Consider the following 20647-nt stretch of genomic DNA (forward strand, 5'->3'; position numbering starts at 1 on the left):
ACCGGAAACCAATCCTGATTTTAAAATTTGGAATTGAGACCCCACACCAAGGACCAAACGGATCTAACCTGAAACCTATAAATTTAGCGGAAGTACAGGGCAGGCTTTCAGGGCGCCCGTTTTAACCGCAGGCTCCAGTTTTCTGCATAGGGTTTAAATTCAGGGGCCCGGTTTGCTTCCTCAAGTGTAATTTTTGCATTGAGATAGTCGACCAGTTTCCGGAACGTTGCGGGCAGGCGTTCCTTAAGAACGATCAGTGCTGCATTGGTGCCTGCTTTTACGGCAATGGGAACGCCTCCACCCAGTTCTGCCCAATGGCCGCCGATCAGCAGGTTTTTTACCGGTGTTTTATAGCGGGCTACTTTAGACTGCATATTCTTTTTATTGGGCCGGGTACCCATCATAGTACCATTTTTATTGCCGGTATAGCGCCAGTGGGTAACGGGGGTGGCCGCCTCATAAAAAAGGATATGCGCTTCAATGCCGGGATAAGTCAGCGCCAGGCGCCTGATCAGCTTTTCAGCAATTCCGTTTTTAAGTGCCGTATAGGCTTCGCCGCGCTCCATGTTATGGCAGGTATCCCATTGATTATACTGATGCATGTATGCGGGCATAAATACCACCAGCGTACCTTTCCCCTCCGGGGCTAACGAATCGTCTTTATGCGACGGGGCCAGGATGCTGAGTGCAGAAAACTCGGGATCCCCGCTGTTGTGTAACTCTTTGTCTAAACCATCCCTGAACAAATGGATCATTTCCTCCCCAAAACCCAGGGAGGCGGCGCTGCAATTCAGCGCGATGCTTAGCGTAAATGAGGATGCATAAATTTCTGCGGCATTTAACCGGTCTATTATTTTTTTAGGAATCACTCCCTCCGGGAGCAATTTGCAGTAAACGGTTTCAAGATCGCAGGCTGCAATCACATAATCGGCCTCAAACACCAGCGCCTTTCCCTTATGTACGGCTTCCACACCTTTGACAGCCCCGTTTTCAATAACTATTTTATTTACAGTGGTATTTAAAAACAATTTATTCTCATATTGTTTTACCACGTATGCCAGCCAGTCAGGAACCACCTGTCCGCCTCCGCACGGCGGTGTTTGATAGTCGTTATAGTAGGCCCAGCCAATGGGAACAAGGCAGGATAACAGATCCGTTTCTGAAGAAAAAATATCATGGATTTTTTCATTGGAGAAGAACTTTCTCAGTCCTTTTTTCATTCTTGTGCCGCTGTAAGGAATAAACGGGATAAAGGGCAGGGCAAACCGGAGCTGGCTCCATATATTTTTAATCCGCAACCATGGGCCCATGGTTTCCGTTGACAACATTACGGATTTGAAATTATCGAATGAGGCGCCGATCTTTTTTGCCTTTTGAAAAAAACGGTTGATCCCCTGTTGATCCTCGGGATAGGTTTGAATCAGCAGTTTCTTTAATTCATCGGGGTTGTTGGTCAGTAAAAAATCGATGGACTCGCTTTTATAACGCTGGATTTTTTCCAGGCATTTGAAGGAAGGGTGGTCCCTCCCGATAAAATCAAATATTTTGGAAACGCTGCCCGTGGCAGAACATTGGTTGAGCCAGTGAATGGCCGTATCAAAACGGAATCCTTTGCGCTGAAAGCCCGCAAGATAGCCTCCAATACGGGGTTCTTTCTCCAATACCGCCACTTTTAACCCCGATTTGCTAAGCATTGCGGCAGCAGTGAGGCCACCGACCCCGGAGCCGATAATCACCACATCGAACTGTAAAGAATGCACACTATCCATAAGCAGATTAAACTGTTTTGATCAGTAAAGTGGCTTTCTCTACCAATGCTTTTAATCAATACGCCCTAAATAGTCCATTGATCGTGCACGATGGCCACCAGGTAATACCGGCCGTGCTCCAGTTTATACACCAGGCGTACGGATTTCCAGTCCATTCCCCCGTTCTTCCGGGTTCCGTCCACGTAATTTTCCGTAAACTCTGCACCGGGATAAACCGTTTTCAGGTTGTTGATGGAATTCCCTTTTCCATATACTGTATTTACCCCCGCCTGTTTGGCATTTAAAAAATTGCCGTCATATACAAATTTCCCAAAATATTCTGCCGGGGAAAGGAGGATGGTGTTTCCGCTGCCGTCATAGGTTCCCCAATTGATCTTCTTATTTTTATTGCGGGTGATCAGTTCGAGGAACTCTTCCCGCGAAAATTTTTTGTCTGAACCGGGTTCCACGGTAGCATACGGAGAGAAACGGATGCCCTCACCCGGATGGATAAAGGAATCCAGTTTTGCATACTCTTTATTCTTAAACAGGGTCAGGATTTCCTTTGTAGTGGCCGAAAGCACACTGTCTTTATTGGCCTCTGTTACCCGGAATTCGGTAATTGTATCCTTTCCAACCAGCTGCATAGAATCATGCCGCTCCGAAATATCCGCGCCGCTTGTATCATCATCCGCGGATCCGGGTTTTGTACCTTTATTCTTACAGCCGTTGCAACCGGCAATCATACATCCCAGCACCAAGCTAAAACCAGCTGACCATATCCATTGTTTGTTCATCATATGCTGTTCTTTTTTGAATCTTCAGATCCGCATCCGGCACCCTGGAACCCGGTTATGCCAATTAAAACGGAAGATCGTCTGCTCCTCCGTTCAGATCGGAATACGTATCAGAAGGATTGTTATCGGTATACTGGTTACCGCCGCTGCTGCCGGCTCCGCCCGCGGGCTCCAGTTTCCAGGCCTTAATATCGGTATACCAACGACCGTTATATTCCCTGCTTTCCACATCAAATGAAATGGTCAGCGATTTTCCTACCTGCAACAGGCTTTCATTGATCTTATCTCCCCAAATAGAGATGCAAACCTTTTTTGGATATTGTGCCTGTGTTTCCACAATGATATCCTGTTTTTTCCATTCTCCATTTTTTCCCGTCCCTTTCTGCAAGGGCAAAATCTGAACCAGCGTACCTGTCAACTGCATCATTAAACTGCTTTATTTTTAAATAATAAACAAAATTTATGCTACAAATATAACAGGCTTCCCTCAAAGCCATTGGAAATAATGTGGTTTAGCCGCTAAAAATGGCTTCGGTCAATACCTGCGGAAACACCCTTACCGGTACTGGTAAAGAATGCCCTTGTCAAATGCGGTCCATCTGCAGGCTTTAGCCCCGGCGGCCTTTAGTCCGTCATTCGTCCAGCTGTTACAGGTATGAAACAGGCTGTATGCCCCTTTTGCTTCATAAAAAGCGTCGTCCCGGCTATAGCGCGCATCGGTCACAATCGCAAGCGGCTGACCCGAGGCGTTCCGGTCAAGCGATGCTTCTATATACCTTGCCAGATTATGATATTGGATTTCCGAAAGCAGTAATTTACGGCACCTTGGGCCTTCGGTCATGGATTTATAATACGTCACATGCAGGGCCGTTTCTCCCAGCCCTGTAACGGCTGTGAAGGCGGTGCCCACCGTCAGGTCGTCCCAATCCGGCGTATTCAGGTAAAATCCTTTGTCGCCCCAGCCGATAGCCACCCACTGGTAGGCGGTATCCCGGCTCAGGGTATGCTGATAGGAAAACGTGTGGCTCCAGTTCTTACCGGCCGCAGCAACCGGCAATACAAGATCTGTGTGTACGCCGTTCGACAGCAAAAATGCCGTGACGACACGGGGCAATCCATCCGGTTTTTCAGCAATGGTACTCCGCGAAAGCATCCGCTCCGCCAGCAGGTATCCGCCAACGAATACCAGGAACAGGCCCGTTATCCAAAGCACCCCCTTCAATATCTTTTTAATAATTTTCATACAGAATGATAAAGATGCTGAAAAGAAACGGTTTTCGCCCCGGGATTTCCTTTCTTTGCAGCATGGACTCCAGAATGGTATTAGATAGTGACAATGAGCTACGGGAAAAAATAGACGAACAACCCCGGTTTCAGAAGGTGATCGCCACCCTCCTTTCCTATATCTTTCACCCGGTGTTTGTGCCCATATATGTTATTTACTTTTTGTTGTATATAGAGCCGTTTTTATTTTACGGCACCACCGAAGATGGCCGGTTAATGGTACTGCTGCAAGCCATTGTTAACTATACATTCTTCCCGTTGATTTCCGTTTTGCTGCTGAGGGGACTTAAATTTATTCCTTCCATCAAGCTTAAGGAGCGGAAAGACCGGATCATTCCTTTTATCATCTGTAATATCTGGTATTTCTGGATCTGGTATGTGTGGCGCAACCTGGAAGGAATGCCCCGCGAGATGGTCGTTTTTTCAATGGGTGTCTTTATGGCCTCCTCCATCGGACTACTGATGAACATTTATATCAAAGTGAGCATGCACGGCATTGCCCTTGGCACAGCTGTTTCCTTTTTATGCCTGCTGGGTTTTGAATATGGCCAGGGGATGGGCATCTATATTATGATTGCCCTGCTGATTGCCGGACTGGTATCTACCGCCCGGTTGCTTTTGTCGGATCATACGGCCAAAGAGGTGTATTTAGGACTGATCGCCGGCACCCTGGGGCTGCTGATTGCACAAATGGTGGTGTAATGTCCCTGAGACTTTTGAATTGCCAACCGGTCATATAGAAAATCTACAAAAATGGGCTTCCATCGTGGGTATGCAGATCTGCATGACCCGATTCCGGCATATTTGCGGCGCTGCCGTCAAAAATAAGTCCAAAAACATTAGCACGGTATTACTAAATTTATTAGCTTTGCATTGTTGATAAATTCATTTATACGGACTGGGCTAAATTGTAATTTTGGTTATGGCAAAAACAGATAAAACAACAGAGATAGACATGAACAGCGAAAAGCTGAAAGCGCTGCGCCTTACAATGGACAAGATTGATAAGGACTATGGAAAGGGCAGTGTAATGCTAATGAATGAAAAAGCTGAAGTAACCCAGGAAGTCGTTTCCACCGGATCCATTGGCCTGGACACCGCCCTGGGAATCGGCGGGTTGCCCCGTGGACGTGTCATTGAAATTTACGGACCGGAATCTTCCGGTAAAACAACAATAGCTACCCATGTTATTGCGGAAGCGCAGAAAAAAGGCGGTATGTGCGCAATCATCGATGCCGAACATGCTTTTGACAGCAGCTACGCTAAAAAACTGGGTGTGAATGTAGACAATCTCCTGATCTCCCAGCCGGATTATGGAGAACAGGCGCTGGAAATTGCCGATCGCCTGATCCTTTCCGGCGCGCTGGATGTGGTGGTGATTGACTCTGTGGCGGCGCTGGTCCCCAAAAGTGAGCTGGAAGGTGAAATGGGCGACAGCAAAATGGGGTTGCATGCCCGTTTGATGAGCCAGGCTTTGCGGAAACTGACCGCAACCATTTCAAAAACCAATACGATCTGTATTTTCATCAACCAGTTGCGGGAAAAGATCGGGGTAATGTTCGGAAACCCAGAAACCACCACGGGCGGAAATGCATTAAAATTCTATGCCTCCGTGCGGCTGGATATCCGCCGTTCTGCCCAGATCAAGGACGGGGATGCAGCCATCGGTAACCGCGTTAAGGTTAAAGTAGTAAAGAATAAGGTGGCGCCGCCGTTCCGCGCAGCTGAATTTGATATCATTTTTGGAGAGGGCATTTCCAAAACCGGGGAAATCATCGATATGGGTGTGGAACTGGGTATTTTACAGAAGAGCGGTTCCTGGTATAGCTATAACAACGACAAGCTGGGACAGGGACGGGATGCCGTAAAAGCATTGCTGCTGGATAATCCGGAAATGGCCGCCGAGGTGGAAACCAAGATCCGGGAAAAGATCAAAGAAATGCAAGGATGATTTTTTGAATATAAACAGGTTAGTAAGTACGCCCCGGTTCCCCGGGGCGTTTCTTTTTTCCGGATCGCGTAATTTCTTTTCCTGTTTTCGAAACACCGGGAAGACACGGACGGATATTTTTGAAGAAAAAAACCGATGTGCAACTTTAAAACACTCTATTATGCATCCGACGGATACCTGATCATGTGCAACGATTGCCAGCATTTTCAACTGGCCTTTCAAACAACGTTGTTAACAATGACCGCGCAGGACCTGCACGTATTTCATACCCTGGTAAAAGAAAACCGGGAATACAACCAGTTTGATACAAGCCCCGAGCGGAAAACCATCTACATCCCCACTCCCCTGGAAGGCTATGGAATGATCCTGAACCACAAAGAACTGGACGCCCTTTTTCAGTTACTGGAAACTGCAGAGGTAAACTTTAAAGCAGAATCCCTGCTGGAATTGTTCAAAACGGCCTGACCGGCGGTTTTTCAATTTATCTACTTAATTCGGCGATGCTAATCAGGATTCAGGGAATCTGTTCCAGAAGAAGCAATGCGATAATCACAAATGCTGAAACAAGTTTAGTACGACAAAACGTTGTGGGCGAAACACAATTGCTTCGCATACCTAACAGCACTTCACTGGCAGATGTCATCCAGAGCCTGGTTCCGGATCTGTTCAAGGAACAACGCGATAATCACAGACGCTGAAACAATCCCGAATGATCGGGACGGCTTGACGGGGTATTGCAGCGCGGCGGTAATATCCACCTGTACACATCTTACGCTATTATGCTGCGGCTTTCTCCATAAAAAAACTGCCGCAGTTGAAGTCACTGCGGCAGAAAAATCGGTTATAGACCTGCGTCCTTTAATTCTTGCTGAATCTCATGTTAGCAAAGTAATACGTAATTTCCTGTGCCGGCGGGAATGTGGCGCCGGAAGGCTCACCCCCGATATTGATCACAATAACGCGGTTGTGCTTGCCTGCAAACTGGGAAAGATCTATGGTCATGTCTGTCCAGGTTTGCAGGTTGGCATCCGGAATTTTAAATGCATCCTTACCATGTTCCCAATACTGCTGTCCGTAGCTGCTCTCGGTGGTAAAGGCCCATAAATAATTCATTACGCGGAACCAAAGGCGCTGATAGGGCGCATAGGATCCGGACAATGCTGCTTTAGGCGGTGCATACACTTTCAGTTTTAAAAACTTGTATTGAGTAGCATCGAACTCGTATTCCTTTGGCAGCTGGATCACCAATGTGCCATTGGCTTTCCGCACCGTTGCTTTTACCACATTCTGCAAGCCGGTTCCTGCGGGGTAAGCGCCTCCTGTTTCATCCACGGCCAGTTCCCAGTTCGCATCCTGTATCACTCCGTTCAGTAAGAACGGCTGCAGCGGAATGAGTGCCTCATCGGGCTTGGCCACAATTTCAACTACTCCACTGCCTACATAAGGCGCCAGCAGGTTGTCGATACCCATCGAATTGGCCAGGTATTTTACCTTCGTCAGTTTTCCCTGTTCCAGCAGATCGATCAGGAATTGCGCGCTCTGAGCCGGCATATCGCCTACACGGCGGGCAAACGGAACAATGGGCCCGCCTCCGATCACATCGGTTACACTATTGCGGTTATAACTGTTCTTCGTCATTTCAAACAGGGTACCTCCCGTAAGATCCACTTCCTTTAATCCCTGGAAATAAAAGAGATCCTGCAGGTTAACGGTGTGCACCGGGAAGGTTAATTTTTGTACGGAAGCAACGGCATCGGGTGTAAAGGTGGTAACTCCGTTCACCGCTAATATTGCAGTTTCCGAAGGCTGGAACGGAGTGCTACCCGTTGGGATGCTGGTCTGAACCTTACGCGCCACCCACACCGTATCCAATATAGGTGTGCCATTTACTTTAGGAATGATCTTATAATTGATATCCACGGATGCGATGGCCCCTGCGTTCAGGTTGGTCATCAGGATGCGCGGACTTTGGGCCCGCTCTCCTTCTTTTGTAGCCCCGTTTTTATCTTTGTACGAATATTTTAAACCATAATAAGTTAACACCGCTGAAGAAAGCCCCGTTGGCCAGGTTAACACCGCCGAAGAGGGTGAGGTAAGGGCCTGGGGCGATGGCATCACCAAATTGCCCAGGTCGGTTTCCGTATAAGGAATTAACCCGATCTGCTGCGGTACCGATTTGTTCCCGTGCTCATCAATCGTGTAGATTCTGAACCGGTACAGTTTGGATACTTTAAGATCCTTGATATTAAGCCATGAGGCCAGCGAATCGATCGTAACCTGCTTGTTATCGTACTCCACCACCGTTTTCATGGCCTTTCCCAGCTTGATCTGGCTGGCGGGCACTCTTCCGGCCTTCATCAGGTCGATCTCCACCCGCTCAAATCCCACGCGGCCTACAATGGTATCGAACCTGCCCGGGTATATGGTTTCCCCCGCATATTTATCCAGGTTATCGTACATCTTGCTACAGGACGATACCAATACTACACAGAAGAACAGGAATATATATATTTTGTTGCTCATAATGTTGAATTTGGATGCTTACCTATTGCGATTTTTTTCCATAAAGAGTGATTTCAGACAAACAGTTGGCATCATCGAGGGTATAGTTCCCTGAAAAACCTTTAACTGCCTCAAACCGGAATTTGCGGGTGCGTTTGGTATATTTCGGGTTATCCGGATACATATAAGCCATATCGCCGGCCTCACCCATTTTTACAAACTCCAGCTCCGTAAGACCCGCTGGTACAGGTATGGTATATTGCATTACCTGCTCCCATTTATTCGTATCGTCGTCCCAGATATAGGTCCGGTACATACCCACATTCTCTGTACGGTAATATTGCCCCCGGCTTACATTAGCCAAACCACCGGAATGCCGCTGATGCGTAATGATCCGGCTGATCTCATAGTAGCCGCCCAGGTCTATGATGAAGTTCCAGGGCATATTGCCATCAGCGCTTCTGCCCGTTTTACCCCGGCTCTGGGTATGCAGGAAGTTTAGGTTATCTCCCCTGTCAATGAGATCATCAATTACTTTAAGCGATCTGCCCTCAAGCCCGTTTCCAAACATCATGGGTACCCCGCCAATAGAGTCGTTGGGGTTAGGAATGGTCCATGTCTGTTTGGGGATCTTCATATCCTCATAAAGTGAAAACGTTCCTTTCTCCACGAAGTCCGTCATATTTCCATAAATATCGCCCACTTTTACCCTTACTTTCACCTGCTCGTTGGATGAAAGGAACAGATCATTTACAAACCGGCGGTCTGCAGCCTGATTAGAGGAAAATACGGTGGTCAGCTTGCGGGTTGCACCGCCCTGGGGGAACTCATATTCCACAAACACGTTCACGTTCTGCTTTAACTCGTTCTGCCAATCAAGAAAAAATGAGCTAAAGCCGGCCTTTGCCTGTATGGTTTTAGCCACCCTTGTATAAGCCGGTTCCAGCGGTGTTACTTTTACATCCAGCGGATCGGATTTATTACCAGAACGGTCAACCGCATAAAGCTGCACCGTGTATTCATCAATACTTCCAAATCCATATACATCCAGCGAATCAATAAAATAGGATGCCATAAACTTAAACGACTGTCCGTTTTTGTTCGTGTAAAGCGCCTCAATACCCAGCAGGTCTTCATCCTTGGGAATGGTGTAAAAGAACCGGGCTCCGCCAAACAAGGGTTTATATTCTTTTAATGTAACCTTGCCGGGTGCCGTGCTGTCGCCGCTTTCCGTTTCAAAACGGTCCTGCTTTTTACATGCAGCTACCAGCATGAGTAATAATATGGGTATAATCAGTTGATTTTTCATAATCATTTTCATTAAATACACTTCATTTAAAACCTTGCTACCATCCGGGGTTCTGGATCAGTTTACCGTTTGTATTCATTTCATTCAGATCAATCGGCCACAAACAATCGGTAATGGTAAAACGACGCGCCTGTTTGTCTTCCAGTATAAAGAAAGAGGCTGCATTGGTGCCCGTATACGTCCATCCGCGAATGGGCGCAGAAAATACAGAAGCGGCTCTTTTATGGCGGATCATATCCCAGAAATACTGTCCTTCAAAAGCCAGTTCAATGGAACGCTCCTGTAAGATGATATCCCGCAGGCCTTCTTTGGTAAGGTGCTTGCCCGGGTTGCGGCAAAGACTCGGATCAGACCATACCGCCTGCACATCCGGCACGCCTGCCCGGCGGCGCACTTTATTGATTTCATCATATACCTGCGAGCTGGGTCCGCTGAATTCGTTCATCGCTTCCGCCTTCATCAGGTACAGGTCGGCCATGCGGATCAGCGGGTAAGGATATTTAATGGTCCGCTGCCAGGCCCCTGATTGCGATTCAGGATGTACAAATTTCTGAACCCCGATACCCGTAGCCAGGTAGTCGGTTTGGCTTACAGAAGAGGTAAAGCCGCCGGCTGTACCAGAAAACATTTGTGTAGCTATAAGTTGTGTATGTGCCCGCCAGTAGCCCCCGGTAATACCCAGGTTGGCATAAAAACGCGGCTCCCGGTTCATATAAAGCCGGATGGTTTGCGCGCCCGGCTGCATGTAACCGGCAAGTGGTGCATACTCCTGAGTACCTAAACCCGGGGTCGTTAACACTTCATACATGTTGCTTTTATCAAAGGTGGCATCATCGTCGATGGGTAAGCCGTTCTTGGTATAATAACGTTCTGCCATCTGGTAAGAAGCACCCATCCACTGCCAGGAAAACGCCGTGGTATTGATAACCCCTTCATAGCCTGTGGGCAGGCGGATGTTGGTTGAGTGTGCCAGTTCGCCCTGGTTATAGTAATCGATATTGGAATAACCCCATACCACCTCTTCATTCCAGGGATCGCAGATCACCATCCGCAGATTGTAGAGTGTTTTCATATTATCGTTGTTCACGGAAAAGGCACTGCGGTCATAGCTATACGGATCCCTGGTGAAATTGTATAAACGATGCCCGTTGCCTTCTGCAAGTGTAATGGCCTCATTAATGGCATCGAGTGCTTCTTTCCATTTTTCCTGCTTGTATTCCATAGGGAAGAACGGCTGACCGTCGTGATCAAAAAAATCGCCGAAATACTCCTGATTGCCGTTGAAGAAAGGACTGGCTCTGAAGAACAGGATCCGCGCCTTGATCGCTTTGGCTACGATCTGATCGATCTGTCCTTTATTATTGGCATCCGCCCGTTCGTTCAGATCCGGTACGGCTTCATTGATCAGGTTTAATATATACTGAAAACAATCTTCCACCTTGGAGCGTGGCAAAAAGAGGTCTTCCGGTTTGGATTCAGGCGTGGCCATTTTATCCGGTATTACAATCGGACCATAATGCTGCACCAGCAGGAACATATAATAGGCTTTCAGCATTTTTACCTGCGCTTTCCATTCTTTCTTCTCGCCATCCTGCATATCCCTTACCCGGTCGATATTGGCCAGGAACACATCCGTTTGGCGGATGCCCTGGTACAGCGGTTTTCCGCCCTGTGTACCGGACCAGAGTCCCAGCTGCGGAGATGTCATGGACTGCAGCCCGCGCATGATCCTCGTGGCCCTTAACTGGTCCGTGTTGTTATTGAGGTCCAAACGGCCCAGCCACTCATCGCCCAGTGTCCAGAAGGTCAGGTGAGTATTATCATCTCTTGGAATATAATTATAAGCTTTTGCCAATGCATTCCAGGCGTCTGTTTTGGTGTCGAAGACATCTTCCAGCGTCAGGGTGTTATCCGGAACCACATCCAGATATTTTTTGCAGGAAACAACAGTAAGCAGCAAAAGCGCAAATAAGGTGGTATTTAAAACTTTCATGTTCCTTTTTTTAAAATGACAATTGGATCCCGGCATTAATTCGTTTATTGTTTGGATACCCCAGCCCGCGGTCCCGCATCTCCGGATCCCATAGCTTGAAGGAGGAGAAGGTAAACAGGTTTTGCGCACTCACGTATACGCGGCTGTCTTTCTTTATGCCCCATCTTGTAAGCTTCCGGAGGCTGTAACCCAGTTCTACCGATTGCAGTTTCAGGAACGACCCGTCCCGGATCCACCAGGAAGATTGCTGTATATTGTTATCTACGGGGAAAGTGGATAAGCGGGGCCAGAATGCATGTACATTGGGGTTGGTCTCGCTCCAGTAATCTTCAGCAATCATGGCCAGTGCGTTCCTTCTGTTTGCAAAAGGAGCGATACCGGCGCGCGGAGGGTCTTCCGAACTTGCAGCGGTAGCGTCTATGAAGAAAGATACACGGGCACTTCCGTTGAAGAAAAATCCAAAATCAAACATCTTATACACCATGGAGGTTCCAAATCCATACTGTACTTCCGGTACCGTGGGGTAACCGAGAGCCACCCGGTCGTTGCCATTTATTACCCCGTCTCCGTTTACATCCTTATACTTGATATCTCCGGCAAGGTATCCGCCAAAGTCTTGTTTGGGTGAGTTCTGGATCTCATACTGATCTACAAAAAGCCGTTCGGCGATGAGCCCCCACTCCTGGTTGATGTTGCTGCCCAGCCGTTTCAGGTACTGATCCGGATAATTCCGTTCATCCAGCTTTACCAGCTTGTTGGTGGCATACGTAAAGTTGGCCCGTGCGGAAAACCAGAAATCCTGGGATACATTCTTTTCATAACTCAGGGAGCTTTCAAATCCTTTCGACAGTACTTCACCTACGTTACCGCTGATGGAAGCTTCCAATCCCGCTGATGCAGGAAAATTTTGCCGCTGCATGTAGATCTTGCTTCTGCGGTCCCGGTAGAAATCAGCCTGCAGCTTTAACGCCTCGTTGAAAAGATTCAGATCAACGCCGGCATTCCATTTTTCAGATTGTTCCCAGGTAATATCGGGGTTGGCATACCGGTTTACGCGGTATCCGCCATAAGAGTTCATAAATGATGTACCCCAACGGTACCCATTGTCGATAACGGTGGCACCATTAAACAGGCTGATATCGGAAAGGAAGAAGAAACGGTCTCTGCGCGCAGCAATGGCATCATTACCCACCAGACCCCAGGAACCTCTCAGTTTCAATGTACTGATCACATCTTTTAATGGCTCCCAGAATGCTTCATTCGATACAGACCAGCCCGCACCTACCGACGGGAAAAAGCCCCAGCGTTTACCACCGGTGAACTTTTCAGATCCCATATAGGAATAGCCGAACTCCATCATGTAGCGACGGTCATACGCGTAGTTTGCCCGGCCGGAGTTCCGTACATTCTTTTCGGGAAGGGCTTCAAAAATAGAAGTAGCCGTGCCGGAGGTCAGCAGGTTCTTCTCCATGGTGCCCACTTCGGTTACGGCCAAATTATGCGCACCAAATGAGCGTTCCCAGTTAAATAATAATTCATAATAATAACGGCCGCTGGCATTTCTTATGGGCGCAATATCACCCAGGTAGGGCCGGCCATCTGTAGGGTTTAAGGGAAACAGTTTATAGGCGCCCGTAACCTGGTTATAGGATTCCAGGTCGTAATAATAAGGCAGGTAGGTACGGCGGCCGGTGTTTTCGCCGGAGGTGGTAGCAGAAGCTTTTAACTGGGCTCTTAATCCTTTTAAGATCATTCCCAGGTCCTGCATCAGCGTGGCCTGTGCCGTTATATCCGATACGTTCTTATCCTGATAACCCCGTACCATTTCCGCATAAGGATTTACTTTGGCGGCACCGTTCACAAAGCTGCTTCCAAACAATACAAATTTTGTAAACTGGTTGGCAGAATCCGGTGCATATACCGCCGGGAAATCTACCGGGTTGCTGTTCATCACCAGCCGGAAGAGTTGTGAAGCCGAAATATACGGCCCGTTTTGTCCCTCGAAACGTCCCTGGATCCTGGTGTCCAGTTTTGTGGTGGGCGACAGTTTAAAGATTACGTTAGAGCGGATAAAATACCGTTCGATATTGATGTTATTGCTGTACCGGTTGCTTTGATCAGTTCTTAAATAGCCCTGTTCCTTATCCATACCCATGGACACATAGTAGGTAGCTACCTGGCCGCCACCTGAAATATTCACATTCGCTTTCAGGTTGGAAGCTGTGGATTTGAACAGCGTGTTGTACCAATCGATATTCGGATAGATCATCGGGTTTTCATTATCGATGGTAGACTGTATCTTTTGTTCGGAATAAAAGGGTCCCAGGTTGGGATCCCGGGTAATGCGGGCCTCGTTATACATTCTCATATAGGTAGGACCGTCCAGCATTTTTGGTACACGTACGGGGCTGGCCACGTTTACATCAAACCGCATGTTAAAGCCCACCGGGCCTTCTCTTCCGGCCTTGGTGGTTACCATGATGATTCCGTTGGCACCGCGGGCACCATACATTCCCGTGGCGAGGGCATCCTTCATAATGGAGAAGGATTCGATGTCATCGGGCTGCATCCGGGCCAGGTTGTCCATGGAAGATTCAAACCCATCGATCAGTACCAGCGGAGCAGACTGGTATCCAAACGTGGTAACGCCGCGTACAAAGAACTGGGCATTATCGGCTCCCGGCTCACCGGAAAGCGAGTAGGAGATCATCCCCGGTATGCGGCCGGCAAAAGCACTGGTAAGGTTGGACGCCGGTATACGCAGGTCTTTTGCGCTCACCGTTGTAATGGCACCCACCACTGTTGCTTTTTTCTGCTTACCGAAAGCTACTACTGTTACCTCGTCCATGTCGTTCTTGGCATTGTACAGCAGCACCTCCAGAATGCTTTTATCACCTACAACCTCGGTGTACTCTTTTTTTCCAACAAACGAAAAAACAAGCGAGTCCCCGACCGCGGCGTCGAGTTTAAACTCCCCGTTTTTGTCCGTAACTTTTTGAACCGGCTTATTGGCGATACTTACGGTAACGCCCCCGAGCGCCAGGCCGTCTTCTGCGTTCTTTACAACACCCGTTACACTTTTGGTTTGGGCATAACCAACCGCATAACTGAATACAAGTAGAACTACCCATATCAATCTCATATGATAATAGTTTGATTTAGTCCAATAAATTTTATAATCGACACGACAGTATCAGGAAACCAACAAAAACCAATATGGCAAATACTTTTTGGTTTAGTACAATCTTTTACAAAGAAAATAATCGCATCAATTCAACGATCATTTTCGTTTTTTGCTTCCAATTTTACAAAATGGGATTCTTATAAATTAGCACCAACATATTTGTATTATTAAAAAAATAACATCCGCTTCAATAAAGTATTTAGCATAACCCTATACTTTCGAAAAAATATATCAAAAGTTTTTCCGAGTAAGTTTATTTTTTCGTTTAAACGATTAAAATTTATAAAAGTTAAGAAATTGTTAAATATACTTAACTGAAACGTTTTTGCATCAGCCGTTCCTACTTTTTAACATATTGTTGGCAGCAAAAACCCGCATATACCCATATTAATAACAAGAGAAGTATTGCCTTGGAGAAAGAAAGCAGGAAGACCGGTAAACGAATCGAAATCCATGAATTTTAAAGAGGAATAACCAGCACGGAACAACCGTTTTTAGTTGTAACGGCCACCGGCGCATTGGCTATTGGTCTTTTAATGTGCTGGGTTCAACCGTTGGTTGCGGAAGCCCCAGGGCGGCTATTTCTGCATAAACGGAAGCATCAACCCTGAATCCCCATTTCCGGAAGAAATAGGTGAGATCCTTACCGGAAATGGTACAGGCTTTCAGCATAAAATAACGCATTTTGTCTGCATCGGCAGACAGGGCGGGCTTTTCCAGCCGCGTTTGCTGATGCAGCTTGATATAAAAAGGATCGCCGAAGGCCAGCCACAACTGATGAAACATAAACAGGCGGGTAAAATTACCATCCGCCATTTGCGTGTTGGCGTTAAAATCTTTATCAGGATTTGTAAGCGCCAGGAAATTCATCGCATTGGTGGTTGGCGCACCCTTTAATCGCGTTGCCCCGCCGCCGCCGATGGCCCGTTCTGCTGCCATTGTATAAATATTTACCGTTACTTCACCCAATGTGGACCATTTCCAGGCCTGCTGCTGCCGCATATGGCCCAGCTCATGCCAGGCACCCCAGCCGCTTGTTATTATTTTTTGGGCAGTCAATGCTTCATCCATCAATCCCGGTGCAAACCAGGTACGGTAATAACTCGCCGCGCCCCACAAATCCCGCTTGTTCGACTCTGTCATCAGGATCTTATGTACCGGCAATTGATGTTCGGGTGCAGAACCGTCTAAACCGCTGATATAGTTTTCGCCATTGTCAACGCCTTTATCAATTGTCTGTAAAATAAAATCAGCCGCATCACCGGTGGTATTCAGTGCCCTGCTCCGTTTAAAAACAAGGTATACATTTTTGTTAACCAGCAATGCCGCCGGAGATGCGGTATAGGTGTTCAGCTGCGCCTGCCAGTCGGTGGTCTGGTTTTTTACAAATACCGGGGCCCGCACCGCACCGCTTTGAAAAGTAATCCGCACTTTGGCGGCCGGTGTGCCGGTGGTCGTGTAACGGATCCACAGCAAACCGCCTAAAGGTTCAGCATTGATGGTATTGACGCCTGCCGTAAGCTGCACCGATAAAGGATCCCAGCGAAGCGTATCAAATGAGTAGGTGCCAATAAGCAGTTTGGGAAGCCGGGTGCCCTCCAGTTGCGTTACCGTTAGCCTCAGTGCTGTATTGGGCGGAAGATAAAATCCGGTGGGGTCAAAATCAGACCAGGGATTGCCCTGCCTCAGCCGGTCTACCGACTCTTTAAAAGCGTCTGTTTTTTCACTGAACTCCTGCTCCTCGGAGCCAATTGCATTTTTTGCTACCTTCACCAGAGAATCCGGATTTTTGGGATTGCCCGGTTCCGGAACCGGGCGCTCTTCAACTTTTAAGGGTGCTGCCTTCTGGCAACCAAGGGCCATGCCTATCAAGAGGCTGGCAATCAACCAGCGCTTCCTAAATACCGGTAATTTCATACAGACCTGTCGCTTTTTAAAAAGATGTTTCCACAAGAACTGTGCACAAATTTCAGACAATCGATTGCACAGTTAAAAAAAGAAGATCGTTGACAAAGCGCATCGCGAATTAAACAGTATATCAATATGTCACCTGATCAACCGCAACGTTTTGAAGATATTTGCTCCGCAGCCATTCACAGCATTCATGATGAAGGAAGTCTGCACAGTCATGCCATTCCTATTTATGCCACTTCCACATTTGTATTCGACAGTGCCGAGCAGGGCATGAACCGGTTTGCCGCAACAGAGCCGGGATATATTTACTCCCGTTTTGCCAACCCTACCACCACGGCTGCCGAAAAACTGATAGCCGCGCTGGAAGCATTCGGGCTGAAGGATGCCGGGGGCGCAGCACTGCAGTTAAAGGCATTGCTGCATGCCAGCGGACAAGGCGCCCTCTCTACGCTCTGTTTTTCCCTGTTAAAAAGCGGCGATATAATACTTACCAATATAGCCCTGTATGGCGGCACGCACGAATTCTTTGCCTATCTCCTGGCCGGGTTGGGGATACAAACATTGTTCATTGATCTTTCGGACCTGGATGCCGTGGAACAGGCATTGCGCCAGCATCCGCAGATCCGGCTGATTCATATAGAATCACCCACAAACCCGCTGATGGGATGTACCGATATAGCAGCCGTTTGCAAACTGGCTGTGCCTTACGGCGTAAAAGTGAGTGTAGATAATACCTTTGCCACACCCTACCTGCAACAGCCCTTTGCACTGGGCGTTGACTTTGTATACCACTCCACCACGAAATTTTTAAATGGCCATGGCACGGCTATTGGCGGTGTACTGGTGGGGAAAGACACTGATTTTATGAACACCACGGCAACAAAAACGTTCAAGCTGTTGGGAGCAAATGCCAATGCCTTTGATGCTTTTTTGCTCATCAATGGTATTAAAACATTACCCCTGCGGATGCGGCAGCATAGCTCCAATGCCCAGCATGTGGCAGAATGGCTGGAAGCACATCCCGCTGTTGCAAAAGTAAATTATAACGGGCTGAAGGCGCACCCGGATTATGCGTTAAGCGCCCGCCAGATGCGATACCCCGGCGCCGTACTGAGTTTTGAGCTGGCAGGCGGTATTGCAGCAGGGAAACAATTCATCAACCGGCTGCGCATGTGTACCCGCGCCGTATCCCTGGGCACGGTGGATACCCTGATCTCGCACCCGGCATCTATGTCGCACGCCATTATGAAACCCGAAGAACGGTTAAAGGCCGGCATTACAGACGGGTTGATCCGGATGAGTGTAGGCATCGAAGCAGTAGAAGATATTCTTGCAGACCTCGAACAGGCGCTTTCCGGATTGCCTGTTTAATCTGCAAACAGATCCAGGAAAGCTGCTGCAAACCCTGAAGCGTTCAGTGTTTTATTCAAATTGCGCCGGAACGGGTTAAAAAATCCGAAGCCAAGTCCCGGAATGGGCTTTACAATATGATAGAACGGCCGGCTGAGGTCCTGCGAATTGGCCAGGATAATAAAGGTCAGGTCCTTTTGCGGGATCTTTACAAAAAGAGCGGAATAACCATACCACCAGCCTGTATGCCATAACAGTTTCATGCCCCGGTATGTTTTTACAAACCATCCCAGTCCATACTGGATGGTCTTCCCCTTCGGCGTTATATAGGGCGTGGTCATCTGCTGCCAGCTGCTGTCTGATAAAATGCGCCTTTCATCAATAGCAACCGTATATATGGCCAGGTCCGATACGCTGCTCATCATACCCGCGGCAGGGCTAAACCCATAGCGGAACCTTACGGGTTCCAGCTTTCCATGTTTCCAGTCATAAGGCCGGGCCACTTTTTCGAGGAAGGCCGTTTTATTGTATCCCGTAAGTGCAAAAGCCGCGCTATCATCGGTACTGGGCACCGTTTGCTGCATATGCAATGGCAAAACGATCTGCTGCATTAGCAATGCCCCAAATGACTGACCGGAAGCCTGGGCAATCGCCTTCCCGATCTCCCCGTACCAACCACCATTATACCGGAACACATAGCCGGGTTTAAATCCGTTCCATGCATTGCCCATTGCCGTGTGCGTCATCAGATGCTTTAGCCGGATGCGCGGGTTGCTGCCCCACCGGGCACCCAGATTGATCCCATACTTATTGATGGGGTCATTGAGCTGTAACCTGCCGGCAGCCACCTGCTGCATAAAAATAATTGATCCAAAGGTTTTGGTAACAGAGGCAATATGGTATACCGTATGTTCATCCGGTGGTATGCGGCGATCCACATCGGCATAGCCGAAACCCTTTTTCCATACCAGCTGCTTTTCATTTACAATACCGGCCGACATTCCGGGAATATGATACCGTTTCCGCAGCTGTTCTATTTTTTTTTCAAAAGCGGCCAGCCGCCGGGTATTCCACAGGGTGCTATCCGATGCTTTTACCGGAGCAACCTGTGATAACGGGCGCGGGGTACCACAGGAAAAGAGCAGGATCGTTGCCAGCATCGTGGGGAGACTGTGTTTCATTATCATCGATTGTTTTTCGCAAAGCTCTCCGATCTGCAGGCAACCGCCGGCCTAAATACTGCTCAAATCACGATCTGATCGATATTGCACGCCCGTTCCTGTATGATTTTTCCTGAATTCGGAGGGCGACATACCGGTTACCTGTTTAAATACCCGCTGAAAAGTTGCGGACGAACTAAATCCACACTCCTGGGCCATGCCAGCAAATGTCAACTGTTCTGCGCCGTCTGCCAGCAGTTTTTCTTTAAACAGCGCCACCCGGTATCCGTTTATAAACTCATTAAAATTTGTATGCAGGTGCTGGTTCAGTACCGCCGAAATGGTCTTTGCGGCCAAACCGGTATGCTGTGCCACCATCTGAAGGGTCAGTTCCGGGTTCAGATAAAGCCGGTCCTCTTCCATCATCTTTTTTAACAACCCGGTTGCCGTATGCACGATCGCATCCGGCAGCCAGGGGGCTTCCTGCTTTTTTTCCGCCGCCTGTTGCTGCCAGGCAACCAGGTATCCCTTAATGCCCAGCCAGTAAATGAGCAGGGTAATGGGGATATAGAGGGGATACCAATCCAGGTGGTCCAGCATCCAGCCGGTATACCGGGGAATTATATAGGGCACTAAATACACCAACCAAATACACAGAAACACTCCAAAAACCACCGCCACCTGTTGCAGCCACCGGAAACCGGTGCGATTCTTCTGCTTTTGTACGGCAAGATACCGGAGTGTGAGCACCGTATAAACCGCCAGTGATATCCAGCGGGGAATATCGGAATATACATTATAGGTATCGATGGCCATTCCCCAGGGCCGTGCGTCATTTTTAAGAAGGCCGGTCCACACACCTGCCAAAAATACCCAGGCAATCAGCGGTCCACCCAGATCTACGATAACCGGCAGAAACTGCATCCGTTCTTTTTTCCCGATCTTAAATTCCGGCTCAAGAAACGAGCGTACATAAAAGTACAGCAATGGCCCAACCGGCATTACTACAATCAGCGGAATAAGGTTTGCCAGAAAATTCAGCCATTTTGAGCCAAACCAGTCCATATAATACCCAGATAAACAAAGGCTGGCAAGAGTGAGTAAAAAAATCAACACGGCCAGCAGACGGTTTGGTGTGCGCAGGCGCCTGGAAAAAAACAAAAGGCTGCTTACAATAAGCCCCTGTACTACGCCCAGCAAAATAATGGTTTGCAGAAAACGCTCCATACACTTAATTCAGCGGTAAAATAATCATTTTTTCATAAAAAGAGTTCCCGGCTGATACATATGTTCAAAATGGCCACGCTCCGTGCCTCCGCAACCCGTATCACCCATAGTAAAAAAAAACATACCTTATAAATAGCAATAAAGCATCATTTTACATGGCATGTTTATTGAAGGAGATCAAACGTATTTCAACAAACTATAAATGATTCCATTCAAAATCCGGGAAGG

15 protein-coding genes are annotated in these 20647 nt (G+C 47.9%); 4 read left to right on the forward strand and 11 right to left on the reverse strand.

Annotated features, from left to right (window positions below):
- Nucleotides 1–107: 107 nt before the first annotated feature.
- The 4 genes from LQ567_RS15250 to LQ567_RS15265 form a co-directional block, all read right to left on the reverse strand.
- Entirely contained in the window at nt 108–1769 is a 1662-nt protein-coding gene (locus tag LQ567_RS15250; protein WP_231005390.1) for a phytoene desaturase family protein, read from the reverse strand.
- 65 nt (nt 1770–1834) lie between these two features.
- Nucleotides 1835–2548, reverse strand: coding sequence for a hypothetical protein (locus tag LQ567_RS15255; RefSeq protein ID WP_231005391.1), 714 nt, complete (start codon nt 2546–2548; stop codon nt 1835–1837).
- Between the two features lie 61 nt (nt 2549–2609).
- Nucleotides 2610–2972, reverse strand: coding sequence for a DUF3127 domain-containing protein (locus LQ567_RS15260; RefSeq protein WP_231005392.1), 363 nt, complete (start codon nt 2970–2972; stop codon nt 2610–2612).
- Between the two features lie 129 nt (nt 2973–3101).
- Nucleotides 3102–3788 (reverse strand): TIGR02117 family protein, encoded by a 687-nt coding sequence (locus LQ567_RS15265; RefSeq protein WP_231005393.1) that lies wholly within the window; start codon nt 3786–3788, stop codon nt 3102–3104.
- Between the two features lie 14 nt (nt 3789–3802).
- Here LQ567_RS15265 and LQ567_RS15270 point away from each other — a divergent pair, with 14 nt between their 5' ends.
- From LQ567_RS15270 to LQ567_RS15280, 3 genes are all read left to right on the forward strand, one after another.
- On the forward strand, nt 3803–4531 hold the full coding sequence (locus tag LQ567_RS15270; RefSeq protein ID WP_231005394.1) for a hypothetical protein: 729 nt from the start codon (nt 3803–3805) through the stop codon (nt 4529–4531).
- A gap of 220 nt (nt 4532–4751) precedes the next feature.
- On the forward strand, nt 4752–5780 hold the full coding sequence (gene recA, locus LQ567_RS15275) for a recombinase RecA (protein WP_317206840.1): 1029 nt from the start codon (nt 4752–4754) through the stop codon (nt 5778–5780).
- Between the two features lie 135 nt (nt 5781–5915).
- Complete coding sequence (locus LQ567_RS15280; protein WP_231005395.1) at nt 5916–6245, forward strand: DUF6686 family protein; 330 nt, start codon at nt 5916–5918, stop codon at nt 6243–6245.
- Nucleotides 6246–6638: 393 nt separating this feature from the next.
- Here LQ567_RS15280 and LQ567_RS15285 read toward each other — a convergent pair whose 3' ends face one another.
- The 5 genes from LQ567_RS15285 to LQ567_RS15305 form a co-directional block, all read right to left on the reverse strand.
- Nucleotides 6639–8303 carry a DUF4998 domain-containing protein gene (locus tag LQ567_RS15285; RefSeq protein WP_231005405.1) on the reverse strand — a complete coding sequence of 555 codons (1665 nt, stop codon included), beginning with the start codon at nt 8301–8303 and terminating at the stop codon, nt 6639–6641.
- 22 nt (nt 8304–8325) lie between these two features.
- Nucleotides 8326–9591, reverse strand: a complete 1266-nt coding sequence (locus tag LQ567_RS15290; RefSeq protein WP_231005407.1) for a DUF4959 domain-containing protein — start codon at nt 9589–9591, stop codon at nt 8326–8328.
- Between the two features lie 37 nt (nt 9592–9628).
- Nucleotides 9629–11584, reverse strand: a complete 1956-nt coding sequence (locus LQ567_RS15295; protein ID WP_231005409.1) for a RagB/SusD family nutrient uptake outer membrane protein — start codon at nt 11582–11584, stop codon at nt 9629–9631.
- Between the two features lie 10 nt (nt 11585–11594).
- Nucleotides 11595–14726: a SusC/RagA family TonB-linked outer membrane protein gene (locus tag LQ567_RS15300; RefSeq protein WP_231005419.1), complete on the reverse strand. Its 3132-nt coding sequence runs from the start codon at nt 14724–14726 to the stop codon at nt 11595–11597.
- 564 nt (nt 14727–15290) lie between these two features.
- A complete protein-coding gene (locus LQ567_RS15305; protein ID WP_231005421.1) occupies nt 15291–16685 on the reverse strand; it encodes a M60 family metallopeptidase in 1395 nt (464 codons plus the stop codon).
- Between the two features lie 126 nt (nt 16686–16811).
- Here LQ567_RS15305 and LQ567_RS15310 point away from each other — a divergent pair, with 126 nt between their 5' ends.
- The gene (locus LQ567_RS15310; protein ID WP_231005423.1) at nt 16812–18053 is read left to right on the forward strand and encodes a trans-sulfuration enzyme family protein; all 1242 of its coding nucleotides are present in this window, start codon (nt 16812–16814) and stop codon (nt 18051–18053) included.
- On the opposite strand, the gene LQ567_RS15315 is transcribed toward LQ567_RS15310, so the two are convergent.
- Nucleotides 18050–19213 (reverse strand): serine hydrolase domain-containing protein, encoded by a 1164-nt coding sequence (locus tag LQ567_RS15315; protein WP_231005424.1) that lies wholly within the window; start codon nt 19211–19213, stop codon nt 18050–18052. The two genes, LQ567_RS15310 and LQ567_RS15315, sit on opposite strands and share 4 nt — an antisense overlap.
- Nucleotides 19214–19264: 51 nt before the next feature.
- Complete coding sequence (locus tag LQ567_RS15320; RefSeq protein WP_231005426.1) at nt 19265–20419, reverse strand: helix-turn-helix domain-containing protein; 1155 nt, start codon at nt 20417–20419, stop codon at nt 19265–19267.
- Nucleotides 20420–20647: the final 228 nt, after the last annotated feature.

It is taken from the genome of Niabella pedocola (genome assembly GCF_021044425.1).
Classification (GTDB): Bacteria; Bacteroidota; Bacteroidia; order Chitinophagales; family Chitinophagaceae; genus Niabella; species Niabella pedocola.

Excerpts from the sequence above, each read along its gene's own strand:
- LQ567_RS15250 (WP_231005390.1), bottom strand. The coding sequence starts at position 1,769 with ATGGATAGTGTGCATTCTTTACAGTTCGATGTGGTGATTATCGGCTCC.
- LQ567_RS15255 (WP_231005391.1), bottom strand. The coding sequence starts at position 2,548 with ATGATGAACAAACAATGGATATGGTCAGCTGGTTTTAGCTTGGTGCTG.
- LQ567_RS15260 (WP_231005392.1), bottom strand. The coding sequence starts at position 2,972 with ATGATGCAGTTGACAGGTACGCTGGTTCAGATTTTGCCCTTGCAGAAA.
- LQ567_RS15265 (WP_231005393.1), bottom strand. The coding sequence starts at position 3,788 with ATGAAAATTATTAAAAAGATATTGAAGGGGGTGCTTTGGATAACGGGC.
- LQ567_RS15270 (WP_231005394.1), top strand. The coding sequence starts at position 3,803 with ATGCTGAAAAGAAACGGTTTTCGCCCCGGGATTTCCTTTCTTTGCAGC.
- recA (WP_317206840.1), top strand. The coding sequence starts at position 4,752 with ATGGCAAAAACAGATAAAACAACAGAGATAGACATGAACAGCGAAAAG.
- LQ567_RS15280 (WP_231005395.1), top strand. The coding sequence starts at position 5,916 with ATGTGCAACTTTAAAACACTCTATTATGCATCCGACGGATACCTGATC.
- LQ567_RS15285 (WP_231005405.1), bottom strand. The coding sequence starts at position 8,303 with ATGAGCAACAAAATATATATATTCCTGTTCTTCTGTGTAGTATTGGTA.
- LQ567_RS15290 (WP_231005407.1), bottom strand. The coding sequence starts at position 9,591 with ATGAAAAATCAACTGATTATACCCATATTATTACTCATGCTGGTAGCT.
- LQ567_RS15295 (WP_231005409.1), bottom strand. The coding sequence starts at position 11,584 with ATGAAAGTTTTAAATACCACCTTATTTGCGCTTTTGCTGCTTACTGTT.
- LQ567_RS15300 (WP_231005419.1), bottom strand. The coding sequence starts at position 14,726 with ATGAGATTGATATGGGTAGTTCTACTTGTATTCAGTTATGCGGTTGGT.
- LQ567_RS15305 (WP_231005421.1), bottom strand. The coding sequence starts at position 16,685 with ATGAAATTACCGGTATTTAGGAAGCGCTGGTTGATTGCCAGCCTCTTG.
- LQ567_RS15310 (WP_231005423.1), top strand. The coding sequence starts at position 16,812 with ATGTCACCTGATCAACCGCAACGTTTTGAAGATATTTGCTCCGCAGCC.
- LQ567_RS15315 (WP_231005424.1), bottom strand. The coding sequence starts at position 19,213 with ATGAAACACAGTCTCCCCACGATGCTGGCAACGATCCTGCTCTTTTCC.
- LQ567_RS15320 (WP_231005426.1), bottom strand. The coding sequence starts at position 20,419 with ATGGAGCGTTTTCTGCAAACCATTATTTTGCTGGGCGTAGTACAGGGG.